Source organism: Fodinibius sediminis (genome assembly GCF_900182555.1).
Taxonomy (GTDB): Bacteria; Bacteroidota; Rhodothermia; order Balneolales; family Balneolaceae; genus Fodinibius; species Fodinibius sediminis.
The window spans coordinates 371,499-397,925 of record NZ_FXTH01000001.1; the positions used below are offsets into that span (position 1 = coordinate 371,499).

Sequence of the window (26,427 nt, forward strand, 5' to 3'; positions counted from 1 at the left end):
AGGCGATAAACGGGGGGGGCAACAGGATTAGTATCGATGATGAGTGATCTCCGGCAGCGGGCGATCGTGGGCCATCCTTAAAATAGTGCTGAAACTTGTCCACAGATACTTTCCAGCAGGCGGCGGTGTTCGCTGGTCATTGAATCCTTCGTATGAGAATCGATATCCAGCTCGGCAATAAATTCCCCATTCTTTTTAACAGGAACAACAATTTCCGCTTTCACATGGATGCTGCAAGCCAGGTAGTTATCCTCCTTGTTTACATCCTGGACCACAAAAGTTTCATTGGTTTCAGCGGCCTGTCCACAAATTCCTTTTCCGAAAGGAATGCGTGTATGATCGGTCGGCTCGCCAACATAGGGACCGAGAACCAGCTGCCGGTCAGCTTCCGGATCGACCAGGTAAAAGCCCACCCAGTCAAACACCGCAATTTCGCTTTCCAGCAGCTGGCAAATCTGATATAATTTTTCATCGCGATCGGATGTATCACTGCTAATAATTTCTTTGACGCGACCGAGCAGAACTTTTTTATCTTTCACCGTTGATCCATTATTTAACCTTACCATTGTTCAGTACGACAGCATCCCAGTAGAGACTTCCAAAGCTTGAAATGCGACCCAATTTATCACTAATATCATCCCTGTTCAAAGGAAATTAACAAATCCATTTCTTATCACTATTTTAGCCCCTATGGTTGAAGATATATTAACGCAGAGCAATTTCTTTTCCACCTATATATCGGGTTCCACGACGCTGTTGATAGCTGCGTTCACTTCCATCATATCCGTGGCCAATCCGCTGGCGGCGATGCCTGTATTCATATCGCTTACGGAACAGAGTACTGATCCCGAGCGCACCGGCATCGCCCAGAAAGCTTCTTTTTATATGTTCATTATCCTGGTTCTTTTCCTGTTGGCGGGGACCTACATCATGAGCTTTTTTGGCATCAGCCTTCCGGGCATTCGCATTGCCGGTGGACTGATTATTCTGCGTGCCGCCTATGCGATGCTGAACCCGGAACAGACTGATCGAAAAATATCAAAAGAGGCCCAGGAAGCAGCCAAAACCAAAGAAGACATCTCCTTCAGCCCCATGGCAATGCCCATGCTTTCCGGTCCCGGGAGCATTGCTGTAGTCATAGGACTGGCATCCCAGTCGCAAGGTCCGGTGGATCTTATCATTATCACCATAGCGATTGTGCTCGTTGCTCTTATCTCCTACGGCGTACTGCGGCTGGCCCCCTTTTCAGCAAAATACATAGGGCCAACGGGCATGAATGCCATTACCCGGATGATGGGCTTTATCGCCATGGCCATTGGCGTGCAGTTTATATTAAATGGAATATCCAGTTTTTTTGGCGTCTGAGAAGAACAACTGTCAGCCAAACGACTCAGCCCGGGCCTTTATTGGTTTTGCCGATTGGCAATCAGCCGCAGCCCATCGAGGGTCAGCATGGGATCAATCACATCAAAATAATCGGTATGAGGTCCGATCTTCTCTGACAGTCCACCCGTGGCTATAACCTTGATGGATTCGGAGTTCAGCTGCTTTTTCATTCGGTCTATCAGTCCTTCTATCATACAGAGATGCCCCAGAACCAGTCCCGACTGCATGGACTCGCGAGTATTCCGGCCAATAACCCGGGACGGGGGTTCGAGTGGAATCTGGGAAAGCTGGGCAGCTCTTCCCACCAGGGCATCAATGGTCACTTTTAGACCGGCACAGATAGCTCCCCCGATAAGCTCTCCCGGTTTTCGTACGGCCATCACGGTTGTCGCCGTTCCAAAATCTACAACGATGCAATCATCCCCGAACATCTTGTAGGCTCCCGCCGCACCCGCGATAAGGTCCGCCCCGACCGTCTGCTGGCTCTTCCGTGCAATGGTAATGCCCGTCTCTGTGGCCCCGTTTAGCACGAGCGGGGTCAAATGAGGCTGATGGTCAAAAACAACGCTGATCGTCTGCGTCAGCTGGGGCACTACGCTGCAAATAATAACGCTGCGCAGCTGTTCGTAGGCCAGGCCGGCCTCGGAAAACAGGTTTTGGAAGAGCACCCGGTACTCGTCGGCCGTCTTATCCGCATCCGTCTGTATGCGCCACTGATGGGTCCACCCTTCCTGCTGTGAGACGCCAATAACAATATTACTGTTCCCAATATCCAATGCTAACAGCATGGCATTGCTCCATCTATGTTAAGATTGACCTGTCGTTCGATGAACCCGTCAACCTGGCTTATCAAGCCCGGGCATCCATTCGCAGTTCATGCAAATCCTAAAATAGCAGGCCTTGACCCTACTTCAAAATTTGAATAAAACGTTCGATTCCGATACCATCCTATTGATCGATGCGTGTTAATCAACAACTGTAATCATTCAAGCCATGGAGCCAGTAGATCAACAACTGTTACGTTTGTATTCCTATGATTTTTGGGCCAACAACCAGATATGGACCTCCCTCCGTACCGATCCCGACTTCCCGGGCTGTGATGAAGCGATAAACTATTACAGTCATATAGCCGGGACCCAGGAAGTCTGGCATGCGCGTATACAGGGTCGGTCAACGGAGGGGCTGGAGGTATGGCCGAACAAAGAATTAGCCCAGGCCCACAAAACGCTCAAAACCTACTCTCCCAAATGGGCCCGGCTCATTAAAGCCAACAATTCGGCCCTTGACCGCCCCATCTCCTATCACAATTCGCAGGGCGAACCCTTTGATACGAGACTTTCAGACATCCTGCATCACATCGTCATTCATGGCCAGCATCACCGCGCCCAGATCGCCCGTCTGCTGCGGAAGGCCGGTCTGTCCCCTCCCCCCACCGATTTCATCTTTTTTTGTCGTGCTAATTAGTATATTTGCACTTTAATTTTCATAAAATTCACCTGAGGTTTCATTCTGGAATTTATTGAACAGCTCCTGGCATCGTTTTCAAGCTTTATGTGGGGCATCCCCCTTGTTCTGCTACTTTGCGGCGGGGGGCTCTTCTTCATGATCTACTCCGGCTTTGCCCCTTTCCGCTATTTCGGTCATGCACTCAATATCCTCCAGGGCAAATATGATGATCCGGACGATCCCGGCGACATCAACCACTTCCAGGCCCTGTCGAGCGCCCTTGCCGCTACCGTAGGCCTTGGAAACATCAGCGGCGTGGCCGTTGCCATTGCCATGGGCGGTCCCGGTGCCGTCTTCTGGATGTGGGTGAGCGCCTTTATCGGTATTGCAACCAAGTTTTTCACCTGTACCCTGTCCATCATGTACCGGGGAAAGGATTCCGAAGGCAATATCCAGGGCGGAACGATGTACATGATCCGCGAAGGGCTGGGCAAAAAATGGAAGCCCCTGGCCGGTCTTTTTGCCCTGGCCGGCCTCTTCGGCCCCCTGCCTATTTTCCAGGCCAATCAGCTGACCCAGGCCCTGCGAGACATCGTCTATATTCCCAATGGATGGGTTTCTGAACAGGCCCACTTCATGGGCGACCTGTATACCGGCATTGTCATCCTTCTGATCGTCTCCCTCGTTATCTTCGGGGGCATAAAACGCATTGGCCGGGTGGCCTCACGAATGGTTCCGGCGATGGTTGTGCTCTACGTGACCCTGGTGCTTATTATCCTCGGCGTGCATTACCAGGAACTTCCCACCTATCTGTACCTGATTGTAACCGATGCCTTTACCGCACAAGCTGCTCTCGGAGGCGCAGTGGGACAAATTATCATTACCGGCTTTAAACGTGCCGCCTTCTCAAACGAAGCGGGCATCGGTACCGCCACTCTTGCCCACGGCGCTGCCAAAACCAAGGAACCCATCCGCGAAGGGCTCGTAGCCATGCTCGGCCCCGTTATTGATACCCTGCTTGTCTGTACCATGACGGCCCTCGCAATCCTGGTGACCGGGGTATGGAGAACCGGCGACGAGAACGGCATTGCCCTGACGGCCTCCGCATTTGGAGAAGCGCTTGGCCCCGTGGGTCCCTACCTGCTGGTGCTCTGCGTGGCGGTTTTCGCTTTCAGCTCCCTTTTCACCTATTCCTACTACGGAACCAAATGCTTTGGCTTTTTGGCAGGGGCGGAGCGGCAGGGCTGGTACAACTACTTTTATGTATCTTCCATCATCTTCGGGGCCGTGACCTCCATCTCGGCCGTCATCAACCTCATCGACGGGATGTATGCCGTCATGGCCATCCCCACGATGACTGCAACGCTCCTGATGGCACCCCGGGTCAAAAGAGCAGCCAAAGATTACTTTTCGCGTATCGATTCGTTTGAAGTCTATGATTAGCAGATGAACACGCCGCGTATCTCCGTCATTCTCCCGGCATATAATGCTGAGGACACCCTCAGTGAGGCCATAAGAAGCATTCTGCATCAAACGGAAAGAGAAATTGAGCTCGTCGTTATCAATGACGGCTCAACCGATGCCTCCCCGGATATTATCGAGCAATGGCGCTCCAGGGATAAACGCATAGTGGCCCTGGATCAGCCGCACCGTGGTATCGTGGCCGCCCTCAACCACGGGCTGCAGCATGCATGCGGGCAATATATCGCCCGCATGGACACCGATGACCGCTCTCTGCCAGAGCGGCTGTGCCGGCAGGCTGACTTCCTGGATGCCCATCCCTCTATCGGACTTGCCGCCTGCCTGGTCAGCTACAAAGGTACCAATTCAAAACACAGGGGCTACGCCCGGTACGTAACATGGACCAACACCCTTACCACCCATCAGCAGATCCAGCAGAACCGGTTCATCGAATCCCCACTGGCCCATCCCTCCGTCTGTTTCCGCCGTAAACTGATTGAAAAACACGGGGTCTATCGCTGCGGTCCTTTCCCGGAAGATTATGAACTCTGGCTGCGCTGGCTCTCGCGGGGAGTAACCATGGCGAAAGTGCCGGAATACCTGCTGGAGTGGCGCGACCGGCCCGACCGTCTTTCCAGGACACACCAACGTTATTCCATGGACGCCTTCTACCGCATCAAGGCGCAATACCTGGCCCCCTGGCTCGAAGAACACAACCCCCATCATCCCGAGCTTATGATCTGGGGCGCCGGCAAGACGAGCCGCAAGCGTGCGGAATACCTCGTCCGTCGTGGCATCCACATTACCCACTATATCGATGTGGACCCCAATAAAATTGGCAACGTCATCCAGGGTCGCCCGGTCATAGGACATACCGATCTTCCATCGCCGGAGTCTGCTTTCATCGTCTCCTATGTGGGACTTCGCGGGGTTAACCAGCAGATACGCAACCATTTGCAGCAACATGGCTACCGGTGGGGATCAAGCTTTATTTTTGCCGCCTGACCACATCGCGCACAGTATTTCCCAATCTTCATCAAACCTTTATATTCCCCCAGATCCCGTCTGTTTACCTAATTCAAAGATTAAATAACGGTATCGGTATCAATTAATCGATATTTTGCTTTCCGGTTACTTATTAAGGCCTTTGTCCCTATCTGCCTAAAGCTTTCTGTTTCAACAAAATAATTGCTTAAGCGCAACCTCCCGATTGTAAGGTTCGTATCTTTGAATACACTAATTGAGAGCACTTTTATGCTCCTGAATAAGACAAAACCAACCTTCTACTATTAGCTATGAAAACCATCAAAGGATTAATCTTGATCATCAGCCTAACTCTTTTAGCAGTTTCTGGTGTTAAGGCTAATTCTAACACTGATACGATTAAAGAAGACATCTTTACTGCTATCCGCAGTATCGACTATACCAGCATCAACGTATTGCTCTCCGAGGGCATGGATGTAAATGTCACGAACAAACAGGGTGATTCTCCGCTGATTGTAGCATCCCGGATAGGCAATCTCCGCATACTGGACATCATCCTGTCTCACAATCCCAATATCGATGCACGCAACAAGGAAGGAAAGACGGCACTGATGATAGCAGCCGAAACCGGCCAGCTCCATGTGGTTGAAAAGCTGATCGAGCACGATGCTGATCCATCGCTGAAAGATAATAATGGCAAAACAGCGCTGAACCTGGCAGCAACCTATGGTCACAAGCATGTCAGACGTTTCATTAAAGACGGGCAGCAGGAGCCTGCTCTTGCAAAGTAACACCTGAGCACATATCATTATTTTTGACCCCGGTGGTGATTCGCCGGGGTTTTTTTATGCCCAATGTGGAATGGTCGCCCGAATCTCTTATATTTTGATAAACTGCTTGAATCAATCATTATGGGCGACATTTTTTTAGGTATCGACCCCGGATCGCGAACCACCGGTTATGCCATCCTGACCCGAAAGAAAGGAAAATTGGTTGCCATGCGCTGCGACACGATCAATATGGCGCATATGGACGATCATGCCGACCGGCTGCAGTACATCTTTGAGAATATATCCAAGATCATCGCATCCTTTAAACCCACAAACTGCGCCGTTGAAACACCGGTCTATGGCGTGGATCCCCTGGCCATGCTGAAACTGGGCCGGGCCCAGGCCGCTGCCATGCTGGCCATCACTAACAACGGCATCCCGGTCACCGAATATTATCCCAAACAGGTTAAGAAGTCGATTACCGGCAACGGCAACGCCAGCAAGGAGCAGGTTGCCTTTATGCTCCGGAAGACGGTCGCCCTGCCGGACGAGAAACTCTCAAAGGATGCCACGGATGCGCTGGCGGTCGCCTGGTGTCACCTGATGAAACAAAACAGCATTCAAAACCGGGTGCCGCGTTCTACCAGGAAGACCCACCAGAATAACAGCTCCTCAAGCTGGGAAAATTTTGTCGCCAACAACCCGGATCGCATCTCGGACTGAAGCCGGAACCCGGCAGTCTCATGATAGACCAGACGAAATCATTGTAACTTATAAACGACGAAAGGCCGCTAAACAGCCATGATTGCTTATTTGAAAGGTATTGTCCATTCCAAATCCGAAAACCAGCTTATTCTCAACGTACACGATGTCGGTTACCGGCTGGAGATCTCCAGCCAGACGCTGGAACAGCTTCCTGCGCCGGGTAAAGAGGTCGAACTGCTGGTCCACCACCACATCACTGACAACGACCAGCGCCTGTTTGGGTTCCAGGGCCAGAATGAAAAAGACCTTTTTGAGCTGCTCATCACTGTTAAAGGCGTAGGCCCCAAACTCGGGCTTACCATCCTGTCGGGCTTGCCGGCCCAGGAGATCACCGGTGCCATCGTACAGCAGGACAAGGGCACCCTCTCGCAGATTACGGGCATAGGAAAAAAAACGGCCGAACGCATGATCCTGGAACTGAAAGACAAGGTGTCGGAAATGGTGGATGCCACCTATACGTCTTCCTCCGGGTCTGTCTCAGGAAGCCTCAAGGAAGAAGCCGTCTCGGCCCTGCAGTCGCTGGGCTTTAAAAAGCGTGACTCTGAAAAGGCAGTGACCATGGCCGCCAGCAACGGTCAAAACGCCGAAAATGTACAGGATCTTGTCAAGATGGCCCTGGCTCAGCTCAATACATAACAATTATTTAACAGCCGCCGGGTTTAATTTGAGACGGGCTCTTCGTAGTATTACCTGATTAAAGAATGATCACAATTCCTTATGTTAACCCAATATTGCAACAAACCCATTGCCCGTGGCTGATAAAAAAACCATTTTAGTTGTCGACGACGAACAGGACCTTCTCGACCTGATTGAATACAACCTCAACAAGGAGGGCTTTGATGTGCTGAAGGCTGAAGACGGTGTTCAGGGCATCGAGATGGCCCGTGAACATCATCCCGACCTGATGCTGCTGGATATCATGATGCCCCAGATGGACGGCCTCGAGGTCGTAGAGCGTATACGCAAGGATGAAAAGCTGAAACGTATCCCCATCATCTTCCTCACCGCCCGCAGCGATGAAAAAACGGAGGTTGAGGGACTCGACAAAGGCGGCGACGATTACATTACCAAGCCCATCAGTACCACCAAGCTCCTCTCGCGCATCAAGGCCGTGCTGCGCCGCGTCGAAGAAACCGAAGAGATGAGCGATCAGATAAAGGTGCATGATATCGTCATCGACAAAGACCGCTACATTGTGACCCAGGGCGAAGAGGAATTTCACCTGCCCCGCAAAGAATTTGAACTGCTTTACTTTCTGGCCAGCCGAAAAGGCAAGGTCATGGATCGACAGACCCTGCTGAATCACGTCTGGGGCGACAATATCTACGTCGTCGATCGTACGGTGGATGTCCACGTACGCAAAATCCGGGAGAAGCTGGGCGACGAATATATCGAAACCGTCAAAGGAGTCGGCTACCGCTTCAAAGAATGAAAAAGTCACCCTTCACAAAGTCCTCCCGCCTTTCCTTCCGGATTGGCCTTTATTCGGCTCTTGCAGTTGGCGGCACCAGCTTTGTATCGGCAATGTTCCTTTTCCAGAGTACGCCGACCCGTGCCCTCGCCTATGCCCTTCTTTTGACGGGCCTGGTCTTTGGCATCGTGTATTACCTCTCTCACCGCATCCTGTTTGCACGCATGCAGACCCTCAACCGCATCAACCGGAACATCGCCCGCAAGCGATTCGAGGAATACGAGAGCCTTTCGACCGGGAAAAACGACGAGCTCGACTACCTGATCAAGCAGTCCATCCGGGCCAGCAAAACGGTGGAGCGCGAAATACAGCGGCTCAACCGCATCGAAAATTACCGCAAGGAATTCATTGGTGACATCTCCCACGAGCTTAAAACCCCGATCTTTGCCATCCAAGGCTTCATTGAAACCCTGCTCAACGGCGCCATTGATGATGAAGAGGTAAACCGAAAGTTCCTTGAAAAGGCCATGCGGAATGTCAACCGCCTTATCTTCCTTACCAAGGACCTGATGGAAATCTCCAAGCTCGAAACCGGGGAGTTGAAGTCGGAAGTGCAGGATGTCTATCTCCGCGATGTAACCGTGGATGTCGTGGAAAACCTGCAATACAAAGCCAGAAAGGAGCATGTTCGTCTGTCGGTTGATACCATTGACCCGAATATACAGGTCCGGGCCGACCGGAATCAGATCAAGCAAGTCCTTACCAACCTCATTGAAAATGCCATCAAATACAACGTGCCGGAAGGATCGGTTAATGTTGGTACGAAACCTTTTCCCGGAAAACCGGGTAAGATACTAGTATACGTCAAGGATTCCGGCATTGGCATCGACCAGCAATATATCGAGCGGGTGACCGAGCGGTTTTTCCGCGTGGACAAATCCCGCTCGCGCGAAAAGGGCGGCACCGGACTCGGACTGGCCATTGTAAAGCACATTATGGAAGCCCACGGGGAAGAATTTTTTATCGAGAGCACCCCCAATGTGGGATCAATCTTCAGCTTCACTTTAAGCAAGGTCAACCGAACGCCTGTTGAGACAGATATGACGGACTAGGTTACTTTTAATGACGATCATGGATCATACCGAAACCACAGCCCTATTTCTTATCACCGGTCTCATTACCGCCTGCGGAACGCATGAAGCCATGCCCATCCTGCACCGGGCCCAGACCAAGGTCGTCAACAAACAATACCTGGAGGCCATCGTTGCCGCTGAAAAAATTGTGGAACACTACCCCGGCACCCCCTTTGCCGATTCTGCCCGCGAGCTCATCCACATCATCAACAAACATCACCTGGACGGCGAATACCCGGTCCCGCGCTAACCATATAGGCTGTTTTAAACTCTGGAATGTAACTCTTTATTTTCGCTATTTTCCCAATAATAAATTCATCAATCTCAAACCCACTTGACTTATGCTACACGCTGTTATCATGGCCGGCGGATCCGGTACACGCTTTTGGCCGCGAAGCACCCGGAAACACCCCAAACAATTTCTCAATCTCTTCGGCGACAAAACCATGCTCCAGACGACGGTCGACCGTATCGAAAAGCTGGTGCCCGCCGATCGCATCTGGGTCATTACCAACGACCGATACGTAGCACTGGTACAGGAACAGCTGCCTGACGTCCCGGCCCAGAACATCGTCGGAGAAGCAGTTGCCCGGAACACTGCTCCCTGCGTGGCCCTGGCCGCCGCCCTCATCAACGAGCAGGACCCGGAGGCCACCATGGCCGTACTCCCTGCCGACCACCTGATCAGCGAACCCGAGAATTTCCTTTCGGTTCTTGATACCGCCGATGCCAAGGCCCGCGCCGGTGACAACCTTATCACCATCGGCATTCAGCCCGACCGCCCGGAAACGGGTTATGGATATATCGAATTTGAGACAGCATCTGCCGAGCACTACGAGGGGGGCGAAGTAAGAAAGGTCCGTCAATTCCGGGAAAAGCCCGACCGGCAGACGGCCCAGCAGTTCATTGACTCCGGTAATTTCCTCTGGAACAGCGGGATGTTCGTCTGGAAAGCCTCAACCATTCTGCAGGAATTCAAGCGACATCTGCCGGAGGTGCAGGAGCAGGTAGAAAAGCTGCGTCCCTCCATCGGCAGCACGGAACAGAAACAGGCAATCGATGTCTTCTACCACGGCTGTCCCTCCATCTCCATAGACTACGGCATCATGGAACGCTCGGAGGACGTCTTTGTGGTTCCCGGTTCATTCGGATGGAACGACGTGGGCAGTTGGAAAGCTGTATACGAGCTACGCGACAAGGATCAAAATGGGAATGTGATCCAGACCGACACGGCGAGCCTGGCAAATGCATCAAATAATCTCATCCAAAGTGAGAGCGGGAAGATGATTGCCCTGGTGGGGGTGGACAACCTTGCCGTCGTGGAAACCGATGACGCCATCCTGGTATGCAACCTGGACGAAGCCCAGGGCGTCAAGCAGATCGTGAACAAACTCCGTGAAAGCGAAGAGACCCAAAAGTTCCTCTAGCCGCAAGGACGGGCAGACGACAGTGGACCGGCGGATGCCGGGGAGTCGGTATTAGACCTCTATCGTGAGCTGATCATAGGCCAGGCGGATGCCTTCGGGCAGCCGTTTGTTGCTTTCTGCATGATCGACATAGCCATTCATATGCACCAGGTAGGTTTGCGGGACCTCGAGTTCACGGGCCACCTCCACGGCCTGGGGAATGGTCATATGGGTGGGGTGGTCGGGCTCCCATCGCAAGCCGTCGAGTACCAGCACTTTTGATCCCCGGATTTGCTGCTTCGTCGCATCCGGGATCTCCTTCACATCACTGAAGTAGGAGAAATCGTTGATTCGAAAGCCCAGAACCTCAACCTTTCCGTGGGCCGCGGGCAGGGGGGTCACCCTGATATCCCGGAAGGAAAGCGGCTCGTGCATCTCAATCAGTTCGATGGAGGTGGCTCCCGGGTACCGGTCGGGACCAAACATATAGTCAAACCGCCTCCGTATCGATTCAAGTCCCCCGGGGGTGGAATAGACGGGCATGCACCGGTTCTGCTTAAAACAAAAGGGGCGCAGATCATCCAGACCCGAAATATGATCCATATGCTCATGCGTAATCAGGACCAGGTCAATATGGCTCAACCCTGCGCGCAGCGTCTGAAGACGAAATTCCGGACCCGTATCGATGACCACAGACGTTTCTTCGGTCTGTACCCACGCCGAGCAGCGCCAGCGGATGTTACGGGGATCGTCGCTGAGGTGCTCTTTCCCAAACCCACCGGCCACCGGAACGCCCATCGAGGTGCCTGTGCCTAAAAATGTTACCTGCATCAATCCAGATCTATGTCTAACTCTTCTATTTCACTGTCTTTAAACCGCTCAAACCGGTCCCACAATTCTTCCAGGTGCTTGCGTACGGCAGGTTTGATATAAATATCCCGAAGGGGTTTGTCCTGCAGTACCCGGGCCAGCAGCCCTACCTGCTGTTGCTCGGGCTTCTTTTTATTTAGCACAACCAGCTTTTCGCCCTCCATCACGCAGGAATCACCGCGGAAAGTACCCTTCTCCTTGCGAATAGTATAGCCTGCCTGCTCTACCAGCTGTTCCAGTTCTATGAGTAGTTGTTCGGTCTTCATATTAAGAGATTAAAATGTAACGCCCAACTGGATACTATGGCCCTGTATCCGGTAATCGTATTTCTGTTCCTCCACCCGATAGTCGCGCAGATCATACTTGTATCCCGCGCTGAGCCCAATGGAATTCCACAGACGGTCGAAGAATATTTTACTCTCGAGGGCTATGCTCCCCAGGGATCCACCAAAAAGTCCACCGGAGGCAAAGGTGAACCCATAGCTTGGCACCGCGCCGGCCTGGATGCGGAAGTCTGTTGCAGGCCGTGCATTGACCTGCAGTCCCGCACCGGCGGTAAGGCTTCCAAACCGAAAGCGATCGAGATTAAATGCCGTCTCATCTGTCGTGATGTTGGTAAGCCGTGAAGATATGCGGACGGGAATCTTCAGCAGTACCTTCCGGCTCCGGTAAAGCTGCAGCCCGAAATTGAGATTTCCTCCTATATCAAAATAGGCCACTCTGTCACTCCCGGTAAGCTTGCCCCCCACTCCCATATAGAGGTTCAGTGAACGGCTGCTGTAGCCCAGGCGTATCAGGGGATCATCATAATTGAACTGCCCGGCTCCCTCCGCCTGCAGATTGCCCTGATAACTAACCGAGGTGGGCTCGAAGCCGACATACAGTTCCGTACCCGGTTGACGGAATTGTGGGCGTTCTTCCTCAACAGAAAACATCTGTGCTCTCAGCGTGGCGGGCGATGTCCACAAGAAAAGGATGATGAGCCCTGTCACAGCCGATAATCGGTGTAAATAATTCTGCTTCGAGGAATGATTAATCATAAATTCACATTTTAACGTTATCATTAAGCACTAAAATAATGGATTACAACCTATGAAAACACTCGGATTACTGATAATATTTTCTCTGATGAGCTTATCTACTGCAGAAGCGCCGGCCGATTCGGTACACGACTTCAGCCTTTCCTCTATTGACGGGGAAGAGACTGCGCTCAGCCAATACGAAGGAAAAGTGCTTTTGATTGTCAATACAGCCTCCGAATGTGGCTTCACCCCCCAGTATGAAGGCCTGCAGGCCCTGTATGAAAAATACAGCGATGAAGGGCTGGTCGTTCTCGGTTTTCCCGCGAACAATTTCGGGGGACAGGAACCGGGAACGGATGAGGAGATTAAACGGTTTTGTAAAGTGAACTACGAAGTAACATTCCCGATGTTTTCCAAAATATCTGTCAAGGGTGATGATCAGCATCCCCTCTTCAGCTATCTCACATCGGCCGAAAACCCCGATTTCAGGGGAGAAATCAAATGGAATTTTGAAAAATTCCTCATTGATAAAGAAGGCAAGCTGTCACGGCGTTTCCGCAGTGACGTCAAGCCACAAAGTAATGAAATTTTAAAGGCAATAGATTCGGCTTTGGAGAGTTAATATACTGTATCCCTAATACATCCCATCACCATCCCGACGGAGGGCCGTAACTGATACTTACGGTCCTCCTCTTTTTTTGCCTCAGTTTAACCGGTGCGAGACCAGCAGGAACTCCGGGATCCGCACCCGCAATGTTTTGCCCTCGCTCGCCTGCATTGTATAAAATCCTTTCATGCTGCCGCGGTATGCTTTTAATACGCAAAAACTGTTATAGGCGTGCTCCTTGCCCGGTTCTATCACCGGCTTTTGACCAATCACCCCTTCCCCGTCCACCTCGTGGCGTTTCCCGGAGGCATCCCTGATCTCCCAGTGGCGCTTCAGCAGCTGGACCGGGTGGTCGCCCAGGTTTTTGATCGTAATAAAATAGGCGAACACATGCTTGCCCGCGGCGGGACTGGATTCTTCCTCCAGGTAAACCGGCTGAACTTCCACGCTCACATCGTGCGATACTTCAACAAATGTTGGCTGATACATATAACGGGGCTTTTATTTTTAAGCATGGTAACTAAATTCTCACCGTGAATCAAAAGTTTTAATAAATTGCAATTATCGCTTGACATAAGCCGGGAAAGGTCGTTATATTTGGAGCTCTCATTCGGCTTGGGAACAACTTCACGTTCTATCGTGAACCGACAGCCACAAGCCCAACACGGTCCGGTAGTTCAGCTGGTTAGAACGCCTGCCTGTCACGCAGGAGGTCGCGAGTTCGAATCTCGTCCGGATCGCTCTCAACCAAGCCTCTGACTCACAACGAGTTAGGGGCTTTTTTGTTTTGGAGAAATACCCTTCTAATAAAGTTTAGTTTTTTTCTGGTACTAGAATGGTACTAGGCATAAATTCGCTCTATACTTAACCGGTGCTCAAACTTTGTTGCTAAAAGCTACTGCAGGAATCTCTATCCTCCGTGCGGAAATAAATAAAAGTAAATCATTACGGATTAGATTAGGAGATTGGAGATTTAAATCCTCTTAGGCATACTTCCTACTAACTCTTTTGAATAGCTAATAGTCTTAAGTTTTTTAAAGGCATTTTACTTTTAATTTCTCTATCGATTCTCACCGATTTGCGTTACATAAGATCTTGTAGTGCTACTTAAAGGATTAGAAAAAAGTCCTCCAGATGTTTAGTCCTCCCCCATTGGGACATTTCAATCCCATCACATTATTGCACATTATTACTTGGTATATCCTGCAAAATGTTAGGTGTCTTAAATAGCTAGTTCATTTGATTTTGAATCATCGCATCTTATATCGAAGTTCTTTTTGAAAATGTAATACAGCCAAATTATATCATGGGGAATCTGCCTCAACATCATTCATCGCATAAGCAGGAAGCTAAAAGCCTAGGAAAACTCAGGGAAATATTACCAAATGACCTTTTTATACTTAGGAGTGAAGATGGAGGAGATTATGGGGTAGACCGAATTTTAGAAGTAGTTAATGATGGTAATGTCACAAATATACGTGCTCATGTTCAAGTAAAAAGTCAAAAGAAGAAAACTAAGAGCGAAAACATTCGATTCCCCGTACCGATAAATACTATTAATTATCTTCTTAATACTATACACTCCCTGTTTATTGTGTATTCAGTTGATGAAGATGCTTTTTATTGGGAGTGGACACGTCAAATTGCATTATCAGCGAACGGAAAACAAATAGACCTGGAAAGTACTAACCAAAAAACCTTTAGCTATACTTTTCAGAATACACTTGATGCAAGTGCCTTTGAGGATATCCACAAAAAGTTGATTTCTGATAATCAACTTTTGAAAGATATTGAAGTTGATTGCCGTCCTCTTGAAAAATCTTTAATTGAATCCCTTCAGAGCACTGTAACATATCGTGAGCTGATACTTCTATACTTACAAGGAAAATATGAAGTGGTCATAGGATTTGTGAGGGATAATTCATTAGATAATCCGGAAATAAACTCTCTGGTATCATGGTGTTACTATCAGATTCACAATTATCAACAAGCACTTAGATTTATTGTCAAAGCGCTTAAAAAAAAGCCTTCAGATTCTCAATTGTTAAAAATGAAAGCGGCTATTTTGTGTGATAAAGGTCGTAGAGAGCAAAACAAGGAAATGGTTGAAGATGCAAAAGCTATTATGCTTAATATAAGTCGCGATACATGGGGATGGGATGATTATTACAACTTTGGAAATATGCTTGCTGGTTTAGAAGACTATTCTGAGGCATTGGAATATTATAAGAAAGCACTGGAAAGTAATCCCAAAGATCCCAGGATTTTGAAAAATTTAAGCGAATGCTATTACTACCTTAAGGAACATGAAAAAGAGATGGAATGTCTCGACAAGGCCTTAGAGCTAAATCCGGATTTAATTGAAGCCTTAATCAGCAAAGCTGCTACTTTAGGTAATATTTTCGGTGAATATCATCAAGCGATTAAGTTATTGAATCAAGCTTTACGCATTTCCGAAAATGGATATTTTGATAACAGTGTTATCTATTATTGGTTAGCTAAATTTCATGAAGATCTAGGTGAGACACAGACTGCCTTAAGCCTTGTTGGATCAGGGCAACAAATTTATCCGGGTGATAAGTCATTGAAAAGTCTAAGACTATCAATATTGATTAATTCTTGGGATAAAGATGAGCAAATAAAAAAGCAGGCAATACAACTTTTAAAAGAATTGATTTCGAGATTTCCAAAGGATTTTGGACTTAGAAAAGAATTGCTAAAAATTTATTTCGAAGAAAAAAACACAGAGGAGGCAGTGCCATTACTACAAGAATCACTTGAATTTGTGGGGTTCAACTTTTCCGATGAATATGTTTCTAATTTAGAATATGAAAACTTGAGAATTCTGTTTAATAATGTGGATTCATATATGGTATATCGTGAGAGTAATAATATCGGGAAAGAGTTTTTTAAAAATTTTGATCTCAAAATAAAAACTTTACAAAAAATTGAATTTAAATTTGCTATACAATTTGCCAAGTTGGTTGATCAGATAGTTCCAGACCTTTCAGAAAGCAAACTCATTCCGATACTTGAAAAACACCTAAAGGAATTTATCGATCTTAATGAATTTTGCAGTGAACTACTTATCAAAAAGCACAAAACTGATCCAGTAGAAAGACAGTCAGATAAAATGACTCAATTAGTTATAGTTCTACCAGAAATATTACTTATTGAATTTTCGAGACAGATGGGTTGGCTATTGGGACAGAATAATTACGACGATAATTCTAAAGATCAGATACTTAAAGAATTAAATCATATAGATGAGTGGTTTGATCTTAGTATTGAACCAATTGTAAAAGGGGCTCACAATGTTATTCGTTGGTCATCAAGCAAATAAAGACAAATAACATAACTATAAGTGTCTATTTACATGAGAAAGTAGATCTGTAACTTAACTCTTACTCATTCAAGAAAGCATGGTTCAAAAAGAACATGAAGTTGTAGTTGAAGCTTTCCCCTCTAAAAATGGAGATAGTTTCCTTATAAATATTAAGGATAATTATTTTCTCATCGACGCTGGCTATGTTACAACTTACCACAATTATATTAAGCCACGTTTGATAAAACTTGATGGAGAGGGAAAAAGATTAAGTAGGGTAATAATAACTCATATTGATACAGATCATATATCAGGATCTATAAAGTTTTTAGAAGAAAATAATGAAAATGAAATAATAGGAGTTGATCAAATATGGCACAATAGCTATAGAAATTTATATTCGCATGAAAAGACTATCGAGTTAACTAAAAGATCTATTCAACTCCTTGATTCGTTGAAGCAATCAATCGATGTGAACTCAGATAACAAGATGATTAGCGCCAAACAAGGTTCTTCTTTAGCTGCTTTAATTTTGGAAGGAGAATATAAATGGAATACTGATTTTAAAGATGGGGTCATATCCAGAGGAGCAAAAGATAAACAAATCTCTGATGCGGTAAATTTTGAAATAATCTCTCCCAATAAAGGAAAGCTTAATGCATTAAAAAAATTTTGGGAAAAGGAACTTTATAAACTGGGCTTTAGAGATAAAATAACCAATGACCCCCTTTTTGACGATGCATTTGAATTTCTCCTTTTAAAGGAGAAGGAAAAATATTTACCAAGAGATGAAAAGAAAATATCTAAAAAGATTCTTTCAATAGATGATTTACTAGAGAAAAAGTTTTATGAGGATAAGTCAGTTACCAATGGGAGTTCTATTGCATTCGTAATTGAAACTGAGCAAAAAAGAGTGCTTTTTCTTAGTGATGCACATCCAACACTAATATCAAAGGAAATTGAAAAAAGATATCAAGATAAGGAGTTTCCCATTTATTTTGATCTGATAAAAGTTTCTCATCATGGAAGTTTTTCTAATAATAGTCCAAAATTGTTTCAACTGATTGATTCAAGAAACTTTCTAATCTCTACAGATGGTACGAAACATGGGCATCCTGATTTAAGTACTTTGGCATGGATAATAAGTCGGAGTTCTGATTTTGAACGATGTATACATTTTAATTACGAAAATGAAGGATCAAAATTTTTAGATAATTCGAAATGGAAGTCTCAGTATAATTATACCATTACAGTACCAGAACAAGGATCATCATTAATTATTTCTCTTTAAATGAAAAAATCTATTGTAAATCCAACTCAAGTTGAAAAGGCCACTCTCAGAATAATCTGTGGAAATGAGTATGGCACTGGCTTTCTAATTTCTGATGATACACTTATTACAGCCTCTCATGTAATTTTAAATCATATAGAGGATGAGGAGGTCATCAAGGTTGAAGTGTTAGATGAAGGAAATGGTGAGGGTATTCAATTAGAGGGAGATTTAATTGAATATGATAGTGAGGCAGATGTTGCGGTAATTAAGCTGGATCAATCATTTAAAAAATTTTTACCACTTAAAATAAGTGAAATAAGATATGAAAGTATATGGAAGGGGTATGGTTATCCTTACAACGCAACGGATGGAGGTTGGTTTAAAGGAGCGGTTAAACAACAAAATCAATCAAAGCCTTATGATGTAGAACTGCAATGTAGTAATTACGATTTGGACACAGATTATAATGGTCTTTCAGGTGCACCTCTTGTTATTGAAGATAAAGTAGTAGGAATTTTAACTTGGAGTATTGTAGATGGTTTTGGTGCTATTAGCATATCTAAAATAGAATCTTTTTTAGCCTCTCAAGGAATCAAGTTCGAGCGTGAAAAAAACATTAACGAATTGCCAGATGAGCTAATCGAAGAACTAGAAGATATCGCTTCCAATGAAAATGTGATTACCCTTCTTCAAGAGAAGCTTAATACAGGTGGACAATACTATTTGTTACATGGGTCACCTGGATCAGGTAAAACAATAGTTTCCGCAAGCCTCCCATTACATGAAAAGGATTCAGAAATTGTAGGCAAGTATTTTATTGGTAAACCGAATGATCAGAAACCAAAGTCACAAGTAATTTCGAAGGAAAGTTTTATTGGATGGCTTGAAGATTTGATAAGCAAAAAACTAACAGGTAAAGCTTATCCTAAACAAACCAAAAATTTTAATGAGCGAATAGAAGCTTTTTCGAGACTCTTAGATGAGCTTAACCAGTACTACATTGACAGAAACAAAATTGGTTTTATCCTGATAGATGGCTTGGATGAAGTTGCTAACGCCAAAAATGTAGACTTAGAAGACTATTTAGGAGTTTTTCCCGAAACACTACCATCAAATATATCTATCCTTTTTTCGGCAACGCGGGAAGAACTACTGCCTAATTTTATTAAGTCAAGATTACTCGATAAAAATAAGATCCATGTAACTCCTATTCCAATAGAATCAAGGATTAATTATCTAAGAAAACACCTCGAAAATCAAAATATTGAACTCCCGATAGAAAATATACATGCGATTGCTGAAAAATCTGAGGGACATCCCCTTTATCTGAGATATATACTGGAGATATTAAAGAAGGAAAAACCATCCAATATTGAAGGCTGGCTAGATGGGCTTCCAAAACTGAATGGAGATATATCTAACTATTATGAAAAAATATGGGATAACGATTTAACAAATGATTCCGATAAATTTTGGATAATTCTTACCGTTTCACAATTAAGGCATCCTGTTAAAGCCGAACTATTGATTAAAATGTTGCCGGAGGAAGCAAAGCAGGCATTTTCTATAAAAAAAGAATCTATCCAGCATTTACTAAGGGATAATTTACAAATCAGCATTTATCATAATTCATTTACTCTTTTTCTAGAAGCCAAAGCAAGTGAATCTGTTTCTTCTGCTAACGAGAACATTAGCAACTTTTGTGAAGATAATGAGGATCTCGAATATGCTATTTCTAACAAAGTATTTCATCGTCTTAATAGTAAAAATCCTCAAAAAGCAGTCATTGATTGTAATCAAGAATGGGCTGATAAGTGTGCGTTCATAAACGTAGAACCAGACTTAGTGCTGAAAGATATAAAGGATACCGAAATTTATAGTATCGAATCTGGCTTAGTAACGGAACTCATTAGGATAAAACTATTACTTCAAAGGACCAGATTTAGGTATAATAATGTACTTGCTGAAAACGCATTCCATATTGCGGATTTACTTTTAGGTCTCTCTCAACCATCCGATGCATTAAAATATATTCTAAGAGGGGAACTGTTATTAGTTAGCGATGATGATGCTATTTATTTTTTACAAAAATTTTATGAGTCTGAAGCATTTGAACAAGCTAAAAAACTTCAATCAGCTATTAGAAAAAAGTATCAGTTTCTCATCGAGAAAGAGGCGAAAGAGAACGGCTTTAAATTCTCAACAATACTACTTCATTTAAAGGCTACAACACTTTTGTTCAATCGTGACCCTGAACAGTCTGCAGGTGAGTTCCAAAACAGAATGCAATTATTAAAAAGATTAAAGGATGCAGATGAAAGAAACGTTGAAAGTATAACCCATCTTAGAGAATATGCTAGTGCATGGAATATGGGATATATGACTTGGCGTTTTAATAGATACCCAGGCTTGTTGGCAGTCCAAAAACTTTCTAATGTAGATATCGATGAAAAATGGACGCGTCATTTTGCGATGATGCCTGCATTTTATGACCAGTTTAAAAGAAATGTTAACTCCTCTGAAGATAGTTCAACTTATTGGGAGCTTATAAAAGATGTTGAGCATTTAACCGAATATTATGGAGTAGCAGAGAGTGATTTGCCAATAGTAATAGGCACATTAATAGAGGATAGTGATAGAGTTGATATTGTAACAGAGCTTATTTCTAGAATTGAGCTAAATAACAATCTTTCAATACGAGCTGAAAATGGAGTAGATGTAAATTTACAAGAAATTAATTTTACTATAGAAGAATGCAAATATGAAGGTTATCTAAATATTCAGGATTCATTACCTAAAATAGAAAATTTCTCTTCATATAACTGGGAAGCAAATTTAATCTCGATAATTCAGTTTTTAGGTCAGCTTTTTGGAAAAGCCCACAGGTATAACGCAGAAGGCCAGATAAGTCAACTCAATTCACTAGAAGAGTCAATAGATAATTTAATTGAAAAGTTAGATTTTAGCTTATCTGAAAGAGCACACTGGGATAGAAGTTATGCAATACCTGAGGGAATTCTGCCAATTATTTATGGTCATTTAACAGAGTTCATCCTCAAATTTTTTCCTGATAAGACAACTTCTTTTGTCCAAAATGTAATTGAAAGAGGAAAAGGAGGACAATTGGGTCTTTATACGGAAGGTTATAGACAATGCTTGTATTCAATTACTGAAGAGACCAGCCGATATACACATAAGTATTTAGTTACTACTAAAATTCTAAAAATTCTTGAAACCCATATTCTGAATGCTGTACAGAATAGGTGGGAAAGAGTTCCCGAATTACTTCGACTTGCAGAATTATATTCAAGGATAGGTAATGATGATAAGGCCGAAGAAATCTATTGTAAGATGCTGGATTCTTCAATGGGGCCAACTTGGTATAAAGAAGATCAATTCACCCTAATTAACTCTATTCTATCCCTTGATTTAGCAAATAATAGTAGTAAAACACATTTTAAACAATTTGCTGGATATTTAGATTATGCCTCAGGTGAATTAACCTTTCAGAGATATGTTAGATATGAAAAAGAGAGCCTAATAAATAGTTTGGTTAAAGCGGGTCATGTGCCATTGGCGATCCAATACTTCAAATATCAGGTATTACCTGATCCCGTAACCATAATTGAAAATGCTGAATCTTCGACAGTTGATGCTCTTGATGAAGGACAAGGGTACGTTTTAGGAGCTAGGTCCATAGTTGAAGCAAACGGCATAATTCAGCTGTTAAAAAATATTGAAGCGGATCCAATAATAGTTTGGTCGATAGTTGAAGCGGTCATCATCAATGATGAAACCTTTCGATATTTACGGTCATTTACTAAGATTCAAAGCCAGTGTTTGGTTCATAGCTCATTAAGCAATGACGAAAAGGAAATGCTTCATCAGAGACTTGTTAACATCATTACTGATGAAGATATGGTTGACAATCAAGCTAACTATTTAAAAGAACTGAAAACTTATTTGAGTGAAGATGACCGCAAAATATTACAAGGCAACTTAATAAAGGAGGGAATAGATTTTAATTTTTCCAAGGAAACAGTAAAAAGCTTTAATCGTGAAGAGTTATCTGAAGAAGAGAGAGAAAAGTATGATGATTTTCGTTTGCCCGGGATGGGTAAAGATTTTCATATTGATCTGAATTATTTAGAAGATTGTATAAATGAAGCAAGTATAGAAATAAGTGCAGAAAATTTTACTAAGGCCCGAGCAATATTAAGTAAAGGGCTAAAGCAGCTCCATTCACATAAATCAGATATTTGGAAAGGTGGAAATCTTGCTAATATATTGGGGAAGGCCTTTGATTTATTACCTCAGACAGGCAATGCCGAAGAAATAACTCAATCTTTAAAAGAACCAATATCTAATCACTTTACAAATGACTGGATAGTTGTAGACCAGTTAATTGAAATTCTTAGTCACAATACATCCCATGAAGAAACAGAGGAGATACTTAATGCGATAAAGGATCATTTTGATATTATGATTCAATGCGATGATGAGGTGATAAAAAAGTATGACTGGATGGAAAAAGAAACCGCCGCCAGAGATAATATAAATTTTCAGTTAGTTGAATTTTTGATCTGGCTTTTAAATCATCCGCATTCTTCAGTAAAAAAGAGAGTCATAGATTCACTTAAGCTTTTAGGAACTTATAGACCTGAACAAACAATTCCATTATTGTTTGGTACTGCTTTATCAAACAAACCAGAATTTTCTACAGAATTATCCGCTTTTGTTTTAAGTAGAATTGCAAATGAAAATCCTGATATTATTTGGCACTATCTTCAAGGTAGGTCAGATATACAGGAAAAGATAGTTAATTTAACTCATTTTACAATCAAATACTATTTTAAAGAAGTTGTTGTACCTATTAATTCAGAATCAGATGAAGCAAAACAATTTTATAATGAGTTATTAGAGACAATTCCTTCAAACGTCATTTTAGAAGGTAGGATAGAACTTGATGAGCCTAATTTATGGCCTGCTGAGCATACCTTAGAAAGATTGAATGAAATACAAATTCTTAATGACTCATTTTATGATACCTTACTTAAGAAAATAAAAAAGTACTCAGATCCAATCGAACCTAGCGATCAATTAAAGGTTCGAAGTTATATCAATAGAAGTTTTCATGACCAAGATGTCCATTTTGGTTCATATGACTATTTATTGAGATATGCTATTAATGATTCTATAATAGAAAGAGTTAGTCAAAGTGACTACGAAGAGGTAACCGAAATTTTAAAACTTCCCTTTACAGATGGAACTTAAACCTATGAGAAGTATCGCCAAAACACGAAAAGAGTTCGAAAGAAACTTTCATCTTTTGGCAGAACATATAAGAAATGGAAGGATGAGATTTATGAGAGGAGTAAGTACTGATGGAATTGGAAGAGTAAGATACCTGCCAAATAGACGAGTTGACTTTTTATCTGTTAATGAATCGGCGAGGTTAGCGGCAAATAGCATTGCTGATATGGACAATTTGCCAGAGTTTAAAATCAAGAGAGATTCTGATGATGAAAAATAACTTCGAAATTGTTCCACCTAAAACAAGAAGTGAAATGGAGCATAACATCGCACTAGTTTTTGAAAATGCATTAAATCAGATTAAAAGTGGAAATGAAACACCTGTTGACTCATTTACTCATTTCACCTTACCACATATTCAAAAACTTAAATTTCTACCTAATGGTAGGGTTCTTTTAAGCTCCATTGATGAAAGATTAAGGTTGCAGGGGAATACATTAAATAACCTGAAGTTTATGCCAAAACCTAAGCGAATCGGAGATGAGGATAGTTAAGAGTATTTAACTTTACTGATAGTTCAAAGTTATTACATAAACTGTAGTACATTTGGACGCACTGTTCACTAATTTTACTTGTTCACGGAACGTGAACAATGATAAAAAATGAACAACACCCATAGATTTGTATTAGAATTCAGCTATGTGCTAATGTCTCCGCATACGGTCGAATGACATTTTGAACCCTGCATATCCTGGCAAACTTCTCGATCTCCATAAATGAAGCTTTCTTCTGTCTTATGCCATCCTTCAGCGCTTCTATGGCGATATCAAGGCCAATTTGATTCCGGAACTTGAAACAATCTGCTATGGTCTTAGCTGGATTGTACACTTGTACCTCTACCCCATCCACTTCATGGGTTTCTATGCCTTCGGTTAGGCTTGGTCCTGAGAAACGATAAATTTGAAGCGGTGGATAATTGAGCTTCGGATCCCGGCTGGTCCTAGGAAGAGCAATATAAACGTGGTGTGGGATAGCTGTTGTCAGCTCATGAATATCCAGTGCTGAAATGAGACATATCCTTGCTTTGGGTACCTTCTTGACTACAATGGTGAGACTAGGATTGGAAAGCGTCCCTTCATCGGCCAGCTTATAGAGTCCTCGCTCAAGCTTGGTTATATGGCCTTCCACCAGCATGTAGTAAAGCGTACGGCTGTGTATGCCTGACTCAAGCGCTTCCGAAGTACGTAGCAGAGGCCCATGCTCCCTGAAGAGCTTTATAGCTTCTTCTATTTTCTGATCAGAAACATACATATGTACAAAATAACATACATTTATTTAAATATGCATATGTTTTTGTCCATATACCCTACTTTTAAACTAATACGCTAATCTATAGTCTGGCTATTGGAATAATGCCTCTTGTTCACTAATTTAATCTGTTCACGGAACGTGAACAAGAATAAAAAATGAACAAATGAAAACTAATATACTTCCCATAATACAAGAACATCTTGAAAATCTCACTCCATTCAAGCTAGAAGTGGATGAACAGGGAACGTATATCCAAGATGGACATCAAGTTGATGCAAAGGTGAAGCTCCATCTTCCAGATGAGACATTAGCGTTTTTTGCAGAAATAAAGAAAGAGGTCCGGGCCCATCAGCTTCCCAGAATTTATGAGTTGGCCAAAACCAATACCCCATTTCTGCTGATTGGCGGACAAATTTTCCCAAATATCAAAGAAAAACTTAAGGAAAGGGACATTAATTGGATTGATGGGGCTGGTAACATGTACATAAAGAACAAAGATCATTTTCTCTTTGTGGATCACAACGAGACATTTCATATAAAAGAGGAGAAGGATCGGGCATTTACGAAAACCGGACTGAAAGCAGTCTTCTTGTTTCTTCAGGATGAAACCTGGATTCAAAAAACCTATAGGGAAATTGCTGAAGCTGCGGGTGTAGCTTTGGGAACCATTGGATATGTCATCAATGGACTAAAGAAAAGAAAATACCTGGTAAAGAAGGACGAAAAGAACTATCAGTTAGTTCGTAAAGAAGAGTTGATTGATGAATGGATTGCCGCTTATGAAACAGAGCTAAAGCCTAAGCTTCACAAAGGTAATTTTGCATTTATTGATGAAAAACAAGCTGCTGACTGGAAAAATATGACCCTTGATGATCAAACCGTATGGGGTGGTGAGGCTGCTGCCGAACTGGTTACGGGAATGCTCCGGCCACAGCTCTTAACGCTTTACACAACGCAGACTAAGGGCAACATTATGAAGAAATTCAGACTAAAGCCTGATCCTAATGGGCTTGTTCACGTTTACGAACCATTCTGGAATATTGAAGACAACCAAGAAACGGCCCCACCCTTGGCTATCTACGCAGACTTAATCTTAACCGGAGATGAACGCAATTTTAAAATAGCTGAAAAGATTTATGCCGAATTCTTACAAGATTAAGTTATCCAGTTTCAATCAAGAAGGGCTAAAGGATGTCATTCAAATACTGGAAACTGTTTTCCAAAAGTTTGATGTGGACTTTTATCTCATTGGCGCCTTAGCAAAAGACATGTGGCTATCGAAGGAGAAAGTCCAATCCAGGGCTACCAAAGATGTCGATTTGGCGGTATTTGTTTCAGAGTCTGATGCCTACGAAAATATCAAATCGACACTTATTAAAGAGCACAATTTTAAAGAGGTATCAACGAATGCTTTTGCCTTACTGACTCCTTACGGTTATCCCGTTGACCTGCTTCCCTTTGGCTCAGTCGAAATTGATGAGGCTGTTGAAATAGAGGGAGATGGGCTAACGAAAGTCCATGTGAACGGATTTAAAGAAATTTATCAGCAAGGAATAGCGCCTGTATTAACCGATGAGGGTATTACGTTCAAAATTGCCTCCCTTGCTTCCATCATTTTATTGAAACTAATTGCTTTTGATGATCGACCGGAGAGACGAACACAGGATATCAAGGACATTGCTCTTATCTTAGACCATTACTTTCATATTGAAAGTAATGAAATATATAACCATCATAATGATCTATTCGGCAATGAAGATTATGAATTAATTGATATTGCTGCTATCGTCATTGGCAGGGAAATGCAATCGGTCTTATCTTCTAACAAGCTTCTACAAGATCGAATACTTAACATTCTCTCTTTATCTGAAAGGCATCATAAAAAGATTCCAACATTGATGGCTCAGAGTGAAAACTTTACGATTGACCAAGCAACCTTACTTTTAAAAAAGATAGCAGAAGGGATAGGCCAATTGTAATATGAAATGAAGTAGTCACGATGAA

Annotated in this window: 26 protein-coding genes and 1 tRNA gene; 20 read left to right on the forward strand and 7 right to left on the reverse strand. The window is 43.7% G+C overall.

The genetic code is table 11. The features are described from left to right. Positions 1 to 77: 77 nt before the first annotated feature. Positions 78 to 539, reverse strand: coding sequence for a GAF domain-containing protein (locus FN808_RS01630; RefSeq protein ID WP_246068257.1), 462 nt, complete (start codon positions 537 to 539; stop codon positions 78 to 80). Positions 540 to 690: 151 nt separating this feature from the next. On the opposite strand from FN808_RS01630, the gene FN808_RS01635 reads away from it, so the two are divergent. Next, a complete protein-coding gene (locus FN808_RS01635; RefSeq protein WP_142712787.1) occupies positions 691 to 1,365 on the forward strand; it encodes a MarC family NAAT transporter in 675 nt (224 codons plus the stop codon). 38 nt (positions 1,366 to 1,403) lie between these two features. Here the strand turns inward: FN808_RS01635 and FN808_RS01640 are convergent, their stop codons facing one another. Continuing rightward, positions 1,404 to 2,174 carry a type III pantothenate kinase gene (locus tag FN808_RS01640; RefSeq protein ID WP_142712788.1) on the reverse strand — a complete coding sequence of 257 codons (771 nt, stop codon included), beginning with the start codon at positions 2,172 to 2,174 and terminating at the stop codon, positions 1,404 to 1,406. A gap of 205 nt (positions 2,175 to 2,379) precedes the next feature. On the opposite strand from FN808_RS01640, the gene FN808_RS01645 reads away from it, so the two are divergent. The 10 genes from FN808_RS01645 (at position 2,380) to FN808_RS01690 (ending at position 10,783) form a co-directional block, all read left to right on the forward strand. Beyond that, entirely contained in the window at positions 2,380 to 2,850 is a 471-nt protein-coding gene (locus FN808_RS01645) for a DinB family protein (protein ID WP_142712789.1), read from the forward strand. Between the two features lie 45 nt (positions 2,851 to 2,895). Further along, positions 2,896 to 4,275 carry an alanine/glycine:cation symporter family protein gene (locus FN808_RS01650; RefSeq protein ID WP_185958200.1) on the forward strand — a complete coding sequence of 460 codons (1,380 nt, stop codon included), beginning with the start codon at positions 2,896 to 2,898 and terminating at the stop codon, positions 4,273 to 4,275. A gap of 3 nt (positions 4,276 to 4,278) precedes the next feature. Beyond that, positions 4,279 to 5,298 carry a glycosyltransferase gene (locus FN808_RS01655; protein WP_142712791.1) on the forward strand — a complete coding sequence of 340 codons (1,020 nt, stop codon included), beginning with the start codon at positions 4,279 to 4,281 and terminating at the stop codon, positions 5,296 to 5,298. Between the two features lie 290 nt (positions 5,299 to 5,588). Next, the gene (locus tag FN808_RS01660) at positions 5,589 to 6,068 is read left to right on the forward strand and encodes an ankyrin repeat domain-containing protein (protein WP_142712792.1); all 480 of its coding nucleotides are present in this window, start codon (positions 5,589 to 5,591) and stop codon (positions 6,066 to 6,068) included. Positions 6,069 to 6,188: 120 nt separating this feature from the next. After that, positions 6,189 to 6,770 (forward strand): crossover junction endodeoxyribonuclease RuvC, encoded by a 582-nt coding sequence (ruvC, locus tag FN808_RS01665; protein WP_142712793.1) that lies wholly within the window; start codon positions 6,189 to 6,191, stop codon positions 6,768 to 6,770. A gap of 78 nt (positions 6,771 to 6,848) precedes the next feature. After that, positions 6,849 to 7,448: a Holliday junction branch migration protein RuvA gene (gene ruvA / locus FN808_RS01670; protein WP_142712794.1), complete on the forward strand. Its 600-nt coding sequence runs from the start codon at positions 6,849 to 6,851 to the stop codon at positions 7,446 to 7,448. A gap of 115 nt (positions 7,449 to 7,563) precedes the next feature. Then, on the forward strand, positions 7,564 to 8,244 hold the full coding sequence (locus FN808_RS01675; RefSeq protein WP_142712795.1) for a response regulator transcription factor: 681 nt from the start codon (positions 7,564 to 7,566) through the stop codon (positions 8,242 to 8,244). Beyond that, on the forward strand, positions 8,241 to 9,335 hold the full coding sequence (locus FN808_RS01680; protein WP_142712796.1) for a sensor histidine kinase: 1,095 nt from the start codon (positions 8,241 to 8,243) through the stop codon (positions 9,333 to 9,335). The genes FN808_RS01675 and FN808_RS01680 overlap by 4 nt, the downstream gene beginning before the upstream one ends. A gap of 19 nt (positions 9,336 to 9,354) precedes the next feature. Then, a complete protein-coding gene (locus FN808_RS01685; RefSeq protein WP_142712797.1) occupies positions 9,355 to 9,606 on the forward strand; it encodes an outer membrane protein assembly factor BamD in 252 nt (83 codons plus the stop codon). 91 nt (positions 9,607 to 9,697) lie between these two features. Further along, positions 9,698 to 10,783, forward strand: a complete 1,086-nt coding sequence (locus FN808_RS01690; RefSeq protein ID WP_142712798.1) for a mannose-1-phosphate guanylyltransferase — start codon at positions 9,698 to 9,700, stop codon at positions 10,781 to 10,783. A gap of 51 nt (positions 10,784 to 10,834) precedes the next feature. On the opposite strand, the gene FN808_RS01695 is transcribed toward FN808_RS01690, so the two are convergent. The 3 genes from FN808_RS01695 to FN808_RS01705 are packed head-to-tail and all read right to left on the reverse strand — an operon-like array spanning position 10,835 to position 12,672. Next, positions 10,835 to 11,593, reverse strand: a complete 759-nt coding sequence (locus FN808_RS01695; protein WP_142712799.1) for an MBL fold metallo-hydrolase — start codon at positions 11,591 to 11,593, stop codon at positions 10,835 to 10,837. Further along, positions 11,593 to 11,898 carry a hypothetical protein gene (locus tag FN808_RS01700; RefSeq protein WP_142712800.1) on the reverse strand — a complete coding sequence of 102 codons (306 nt, stop codon included), beginning with the start codon at positions 11,896 to 11,898 and terminating at the stop codon, positions 11,593 to 11,595. The genes FN808_RS01695 and FN808_RS01700 overlap by 1 nt, the downstream gene beginning before the upstream one ends. A 9-nt stretch (positions 11,899 to 11,907) precedes the next feature. Continuing rightward, positions 11,908 to 12,672, reverse strand: a complete 765-nt coding sequence (locus tag FN808_RS01705; protein WP_142712801.1) for a hypothetical protein — start codon at positions 12,670 to 12,672, stop codon at positions 11,908 to 11,910. Between the two features lie 88 nt (positions 12,673 to 12,760). Here FN808_RS01705 and FN808_RS01710 point away from each other — a divergent pair, with 88 nt between their 5' ends. Next, positions 12,761 to 13,276: a glutathione peroxidase gene (locus tag FN808_RS01710; RefSeq protein ID WP_246068258.1), complete on the forward strand. Its 516-nt coding sequence runs from the start codon at positions 12,761 to 12,763 to the stop codon at positions 13,274 to 13,276. A gap of 81 nt (positions 13,277 to 13,357) precedes the next feature. Here the strand turns inward: FN808_RS01710 and apaG are convergent, their stop codons facing one another. Continuing rightward, complete coding sequence (apaG, locus tag FN808_RS01715; RefSeq protein ID WP_142712803.1) at positions 13,358 to 13,750, reverse strand: Co2+/Mg2+ efflux protein ApaG; 393 nt, start codon at positions 13,748 to 13,750, stop codon at positions 13,358 to 13,360. A 177-nt stretch (positions 13,751 to 13,927) separates the two neighbouring features. Between apaG and FN808_RS01720 the strand changes: the two genes are divergently transcribed. From FN808_RS01720 to FN808_RS01745, 6 genes are all read left to right on the forward strand, one after another. Continuing rightward, positions 13,928 to 14,001 (forward strand) — tRNA-Asp (locus tag FN808_RS01720). Between the two features lie 566 nt (positions 14,002 to 14,567). Further along, complete coding sequence (locus FN808_RS01725; RefSeq protein WP_142712804.1) at positions 14,568 to 16,604, forward strand: tetratricopeptide repeat protein; 2,037 nt, start codon at positions 14,568 to 14,570, stop codon at positions 16,602 to 16,604. Between the two features lie 79 nt (positions 16,605 to 16,683). After that, complete coding sequence (gene avs1a, locus FN808_RS01730) at positions 16,684 to 17,877, forward strand: AVAST type 1 anti-phage system MBL fold metallo-hydrolase Avs1a (protein ID WP_142712805.1); 1,194 nt, start codon at positions 16,684 to 16,686, stop codon at positions 17,875 to 17,877. After that, entirely contained in the window at positions 17,878 to 23,133 is a 5,256-nt protein-coding gene (locus tag FN808_RS01735; RefSeq protein WP_142712806.1) for a trypsin-like peptidase domain-containing protein, read from the forward strand. Beyond that, complete coding sequence (gene avs1c / locus FN808_RS01740) at positions 23,123 to 23,392, forward strand: AVAST type 1 anti-phage system protein Avs1c (protein WP_142712807.1); 270 nt, start codon at positions 23,123 to 23,125, stop codon at positions 23,390 to 23,392. Before FN808_RS01735 ends, avs1c begins: the two co-directional genes overlap by 11 nt. After that, a complete protein-coding gene (locus tag FN808_RS01745) occupies positions 23,379 to 23,666 on the forward strand; it encodes a hypothetical protein (RefSeq protein WP_142712808.1) in 288 nt (95 codons plus the stop codon). The genes avs1c and FN808_RS01745 overlap by 14 nt, the downstream gene beginning before the upstream one ends. A gap of 139 nt (positions 23,667 to 23,805) precedes the next feature. On the opposite strand, the gene FN808_RS01750 is transcribed toward FN808_RS01745, so the two are convergent. After that, entirely contained in the window at positions 23,806 to 24,423 is a 618-nt protein-coding gene (locus FN808_RS01750; RefSeq protein WP_142712809.1) for a type IV toxin-antitoxin system AbiEi family antitoxin domain-containing protein, read from the reverse strand. A gap of 163 nt (positions 24,424 to 24,586) precedes the next feature. Here FN808_RS01750 and FN808_RS01755 point away from each other — a divergent pair, with 163 nt between their 5' ends. Together FN808_RS01755 and FN808_RS01760 are read left to right on the forward strand one after the other, a co-directional pair. Further along, positions 24,587 to 25,582, forward strand: coding sequence for a type IV toxin-antitoxin system AbiEi family antitoxin (locus FN808_RS01755; protein WP_142712810.1), 996 nt, complete (start codon positions 24,587 to 24,589; stop codon positions 25,580 to 25,582). Continuing rightward, positions 25,560 to 26,402, forward strand: coding sequence for a nucleotidyl transferase AbiEii/AbiGii toxin family protein (locus FN808_RS01760; protein ID WP_142712811.1), 843 nt, complete (start codon positions 25,560 to 25,562; stop codon positions 26,400 to 26,402). Before FN808_RS01755 ends, FN808_RS01760 begins: the two co-directional genes overlap by 23 nt. Positions 26,403 to 26,427 lie beyond the last annotated feature (25 nt).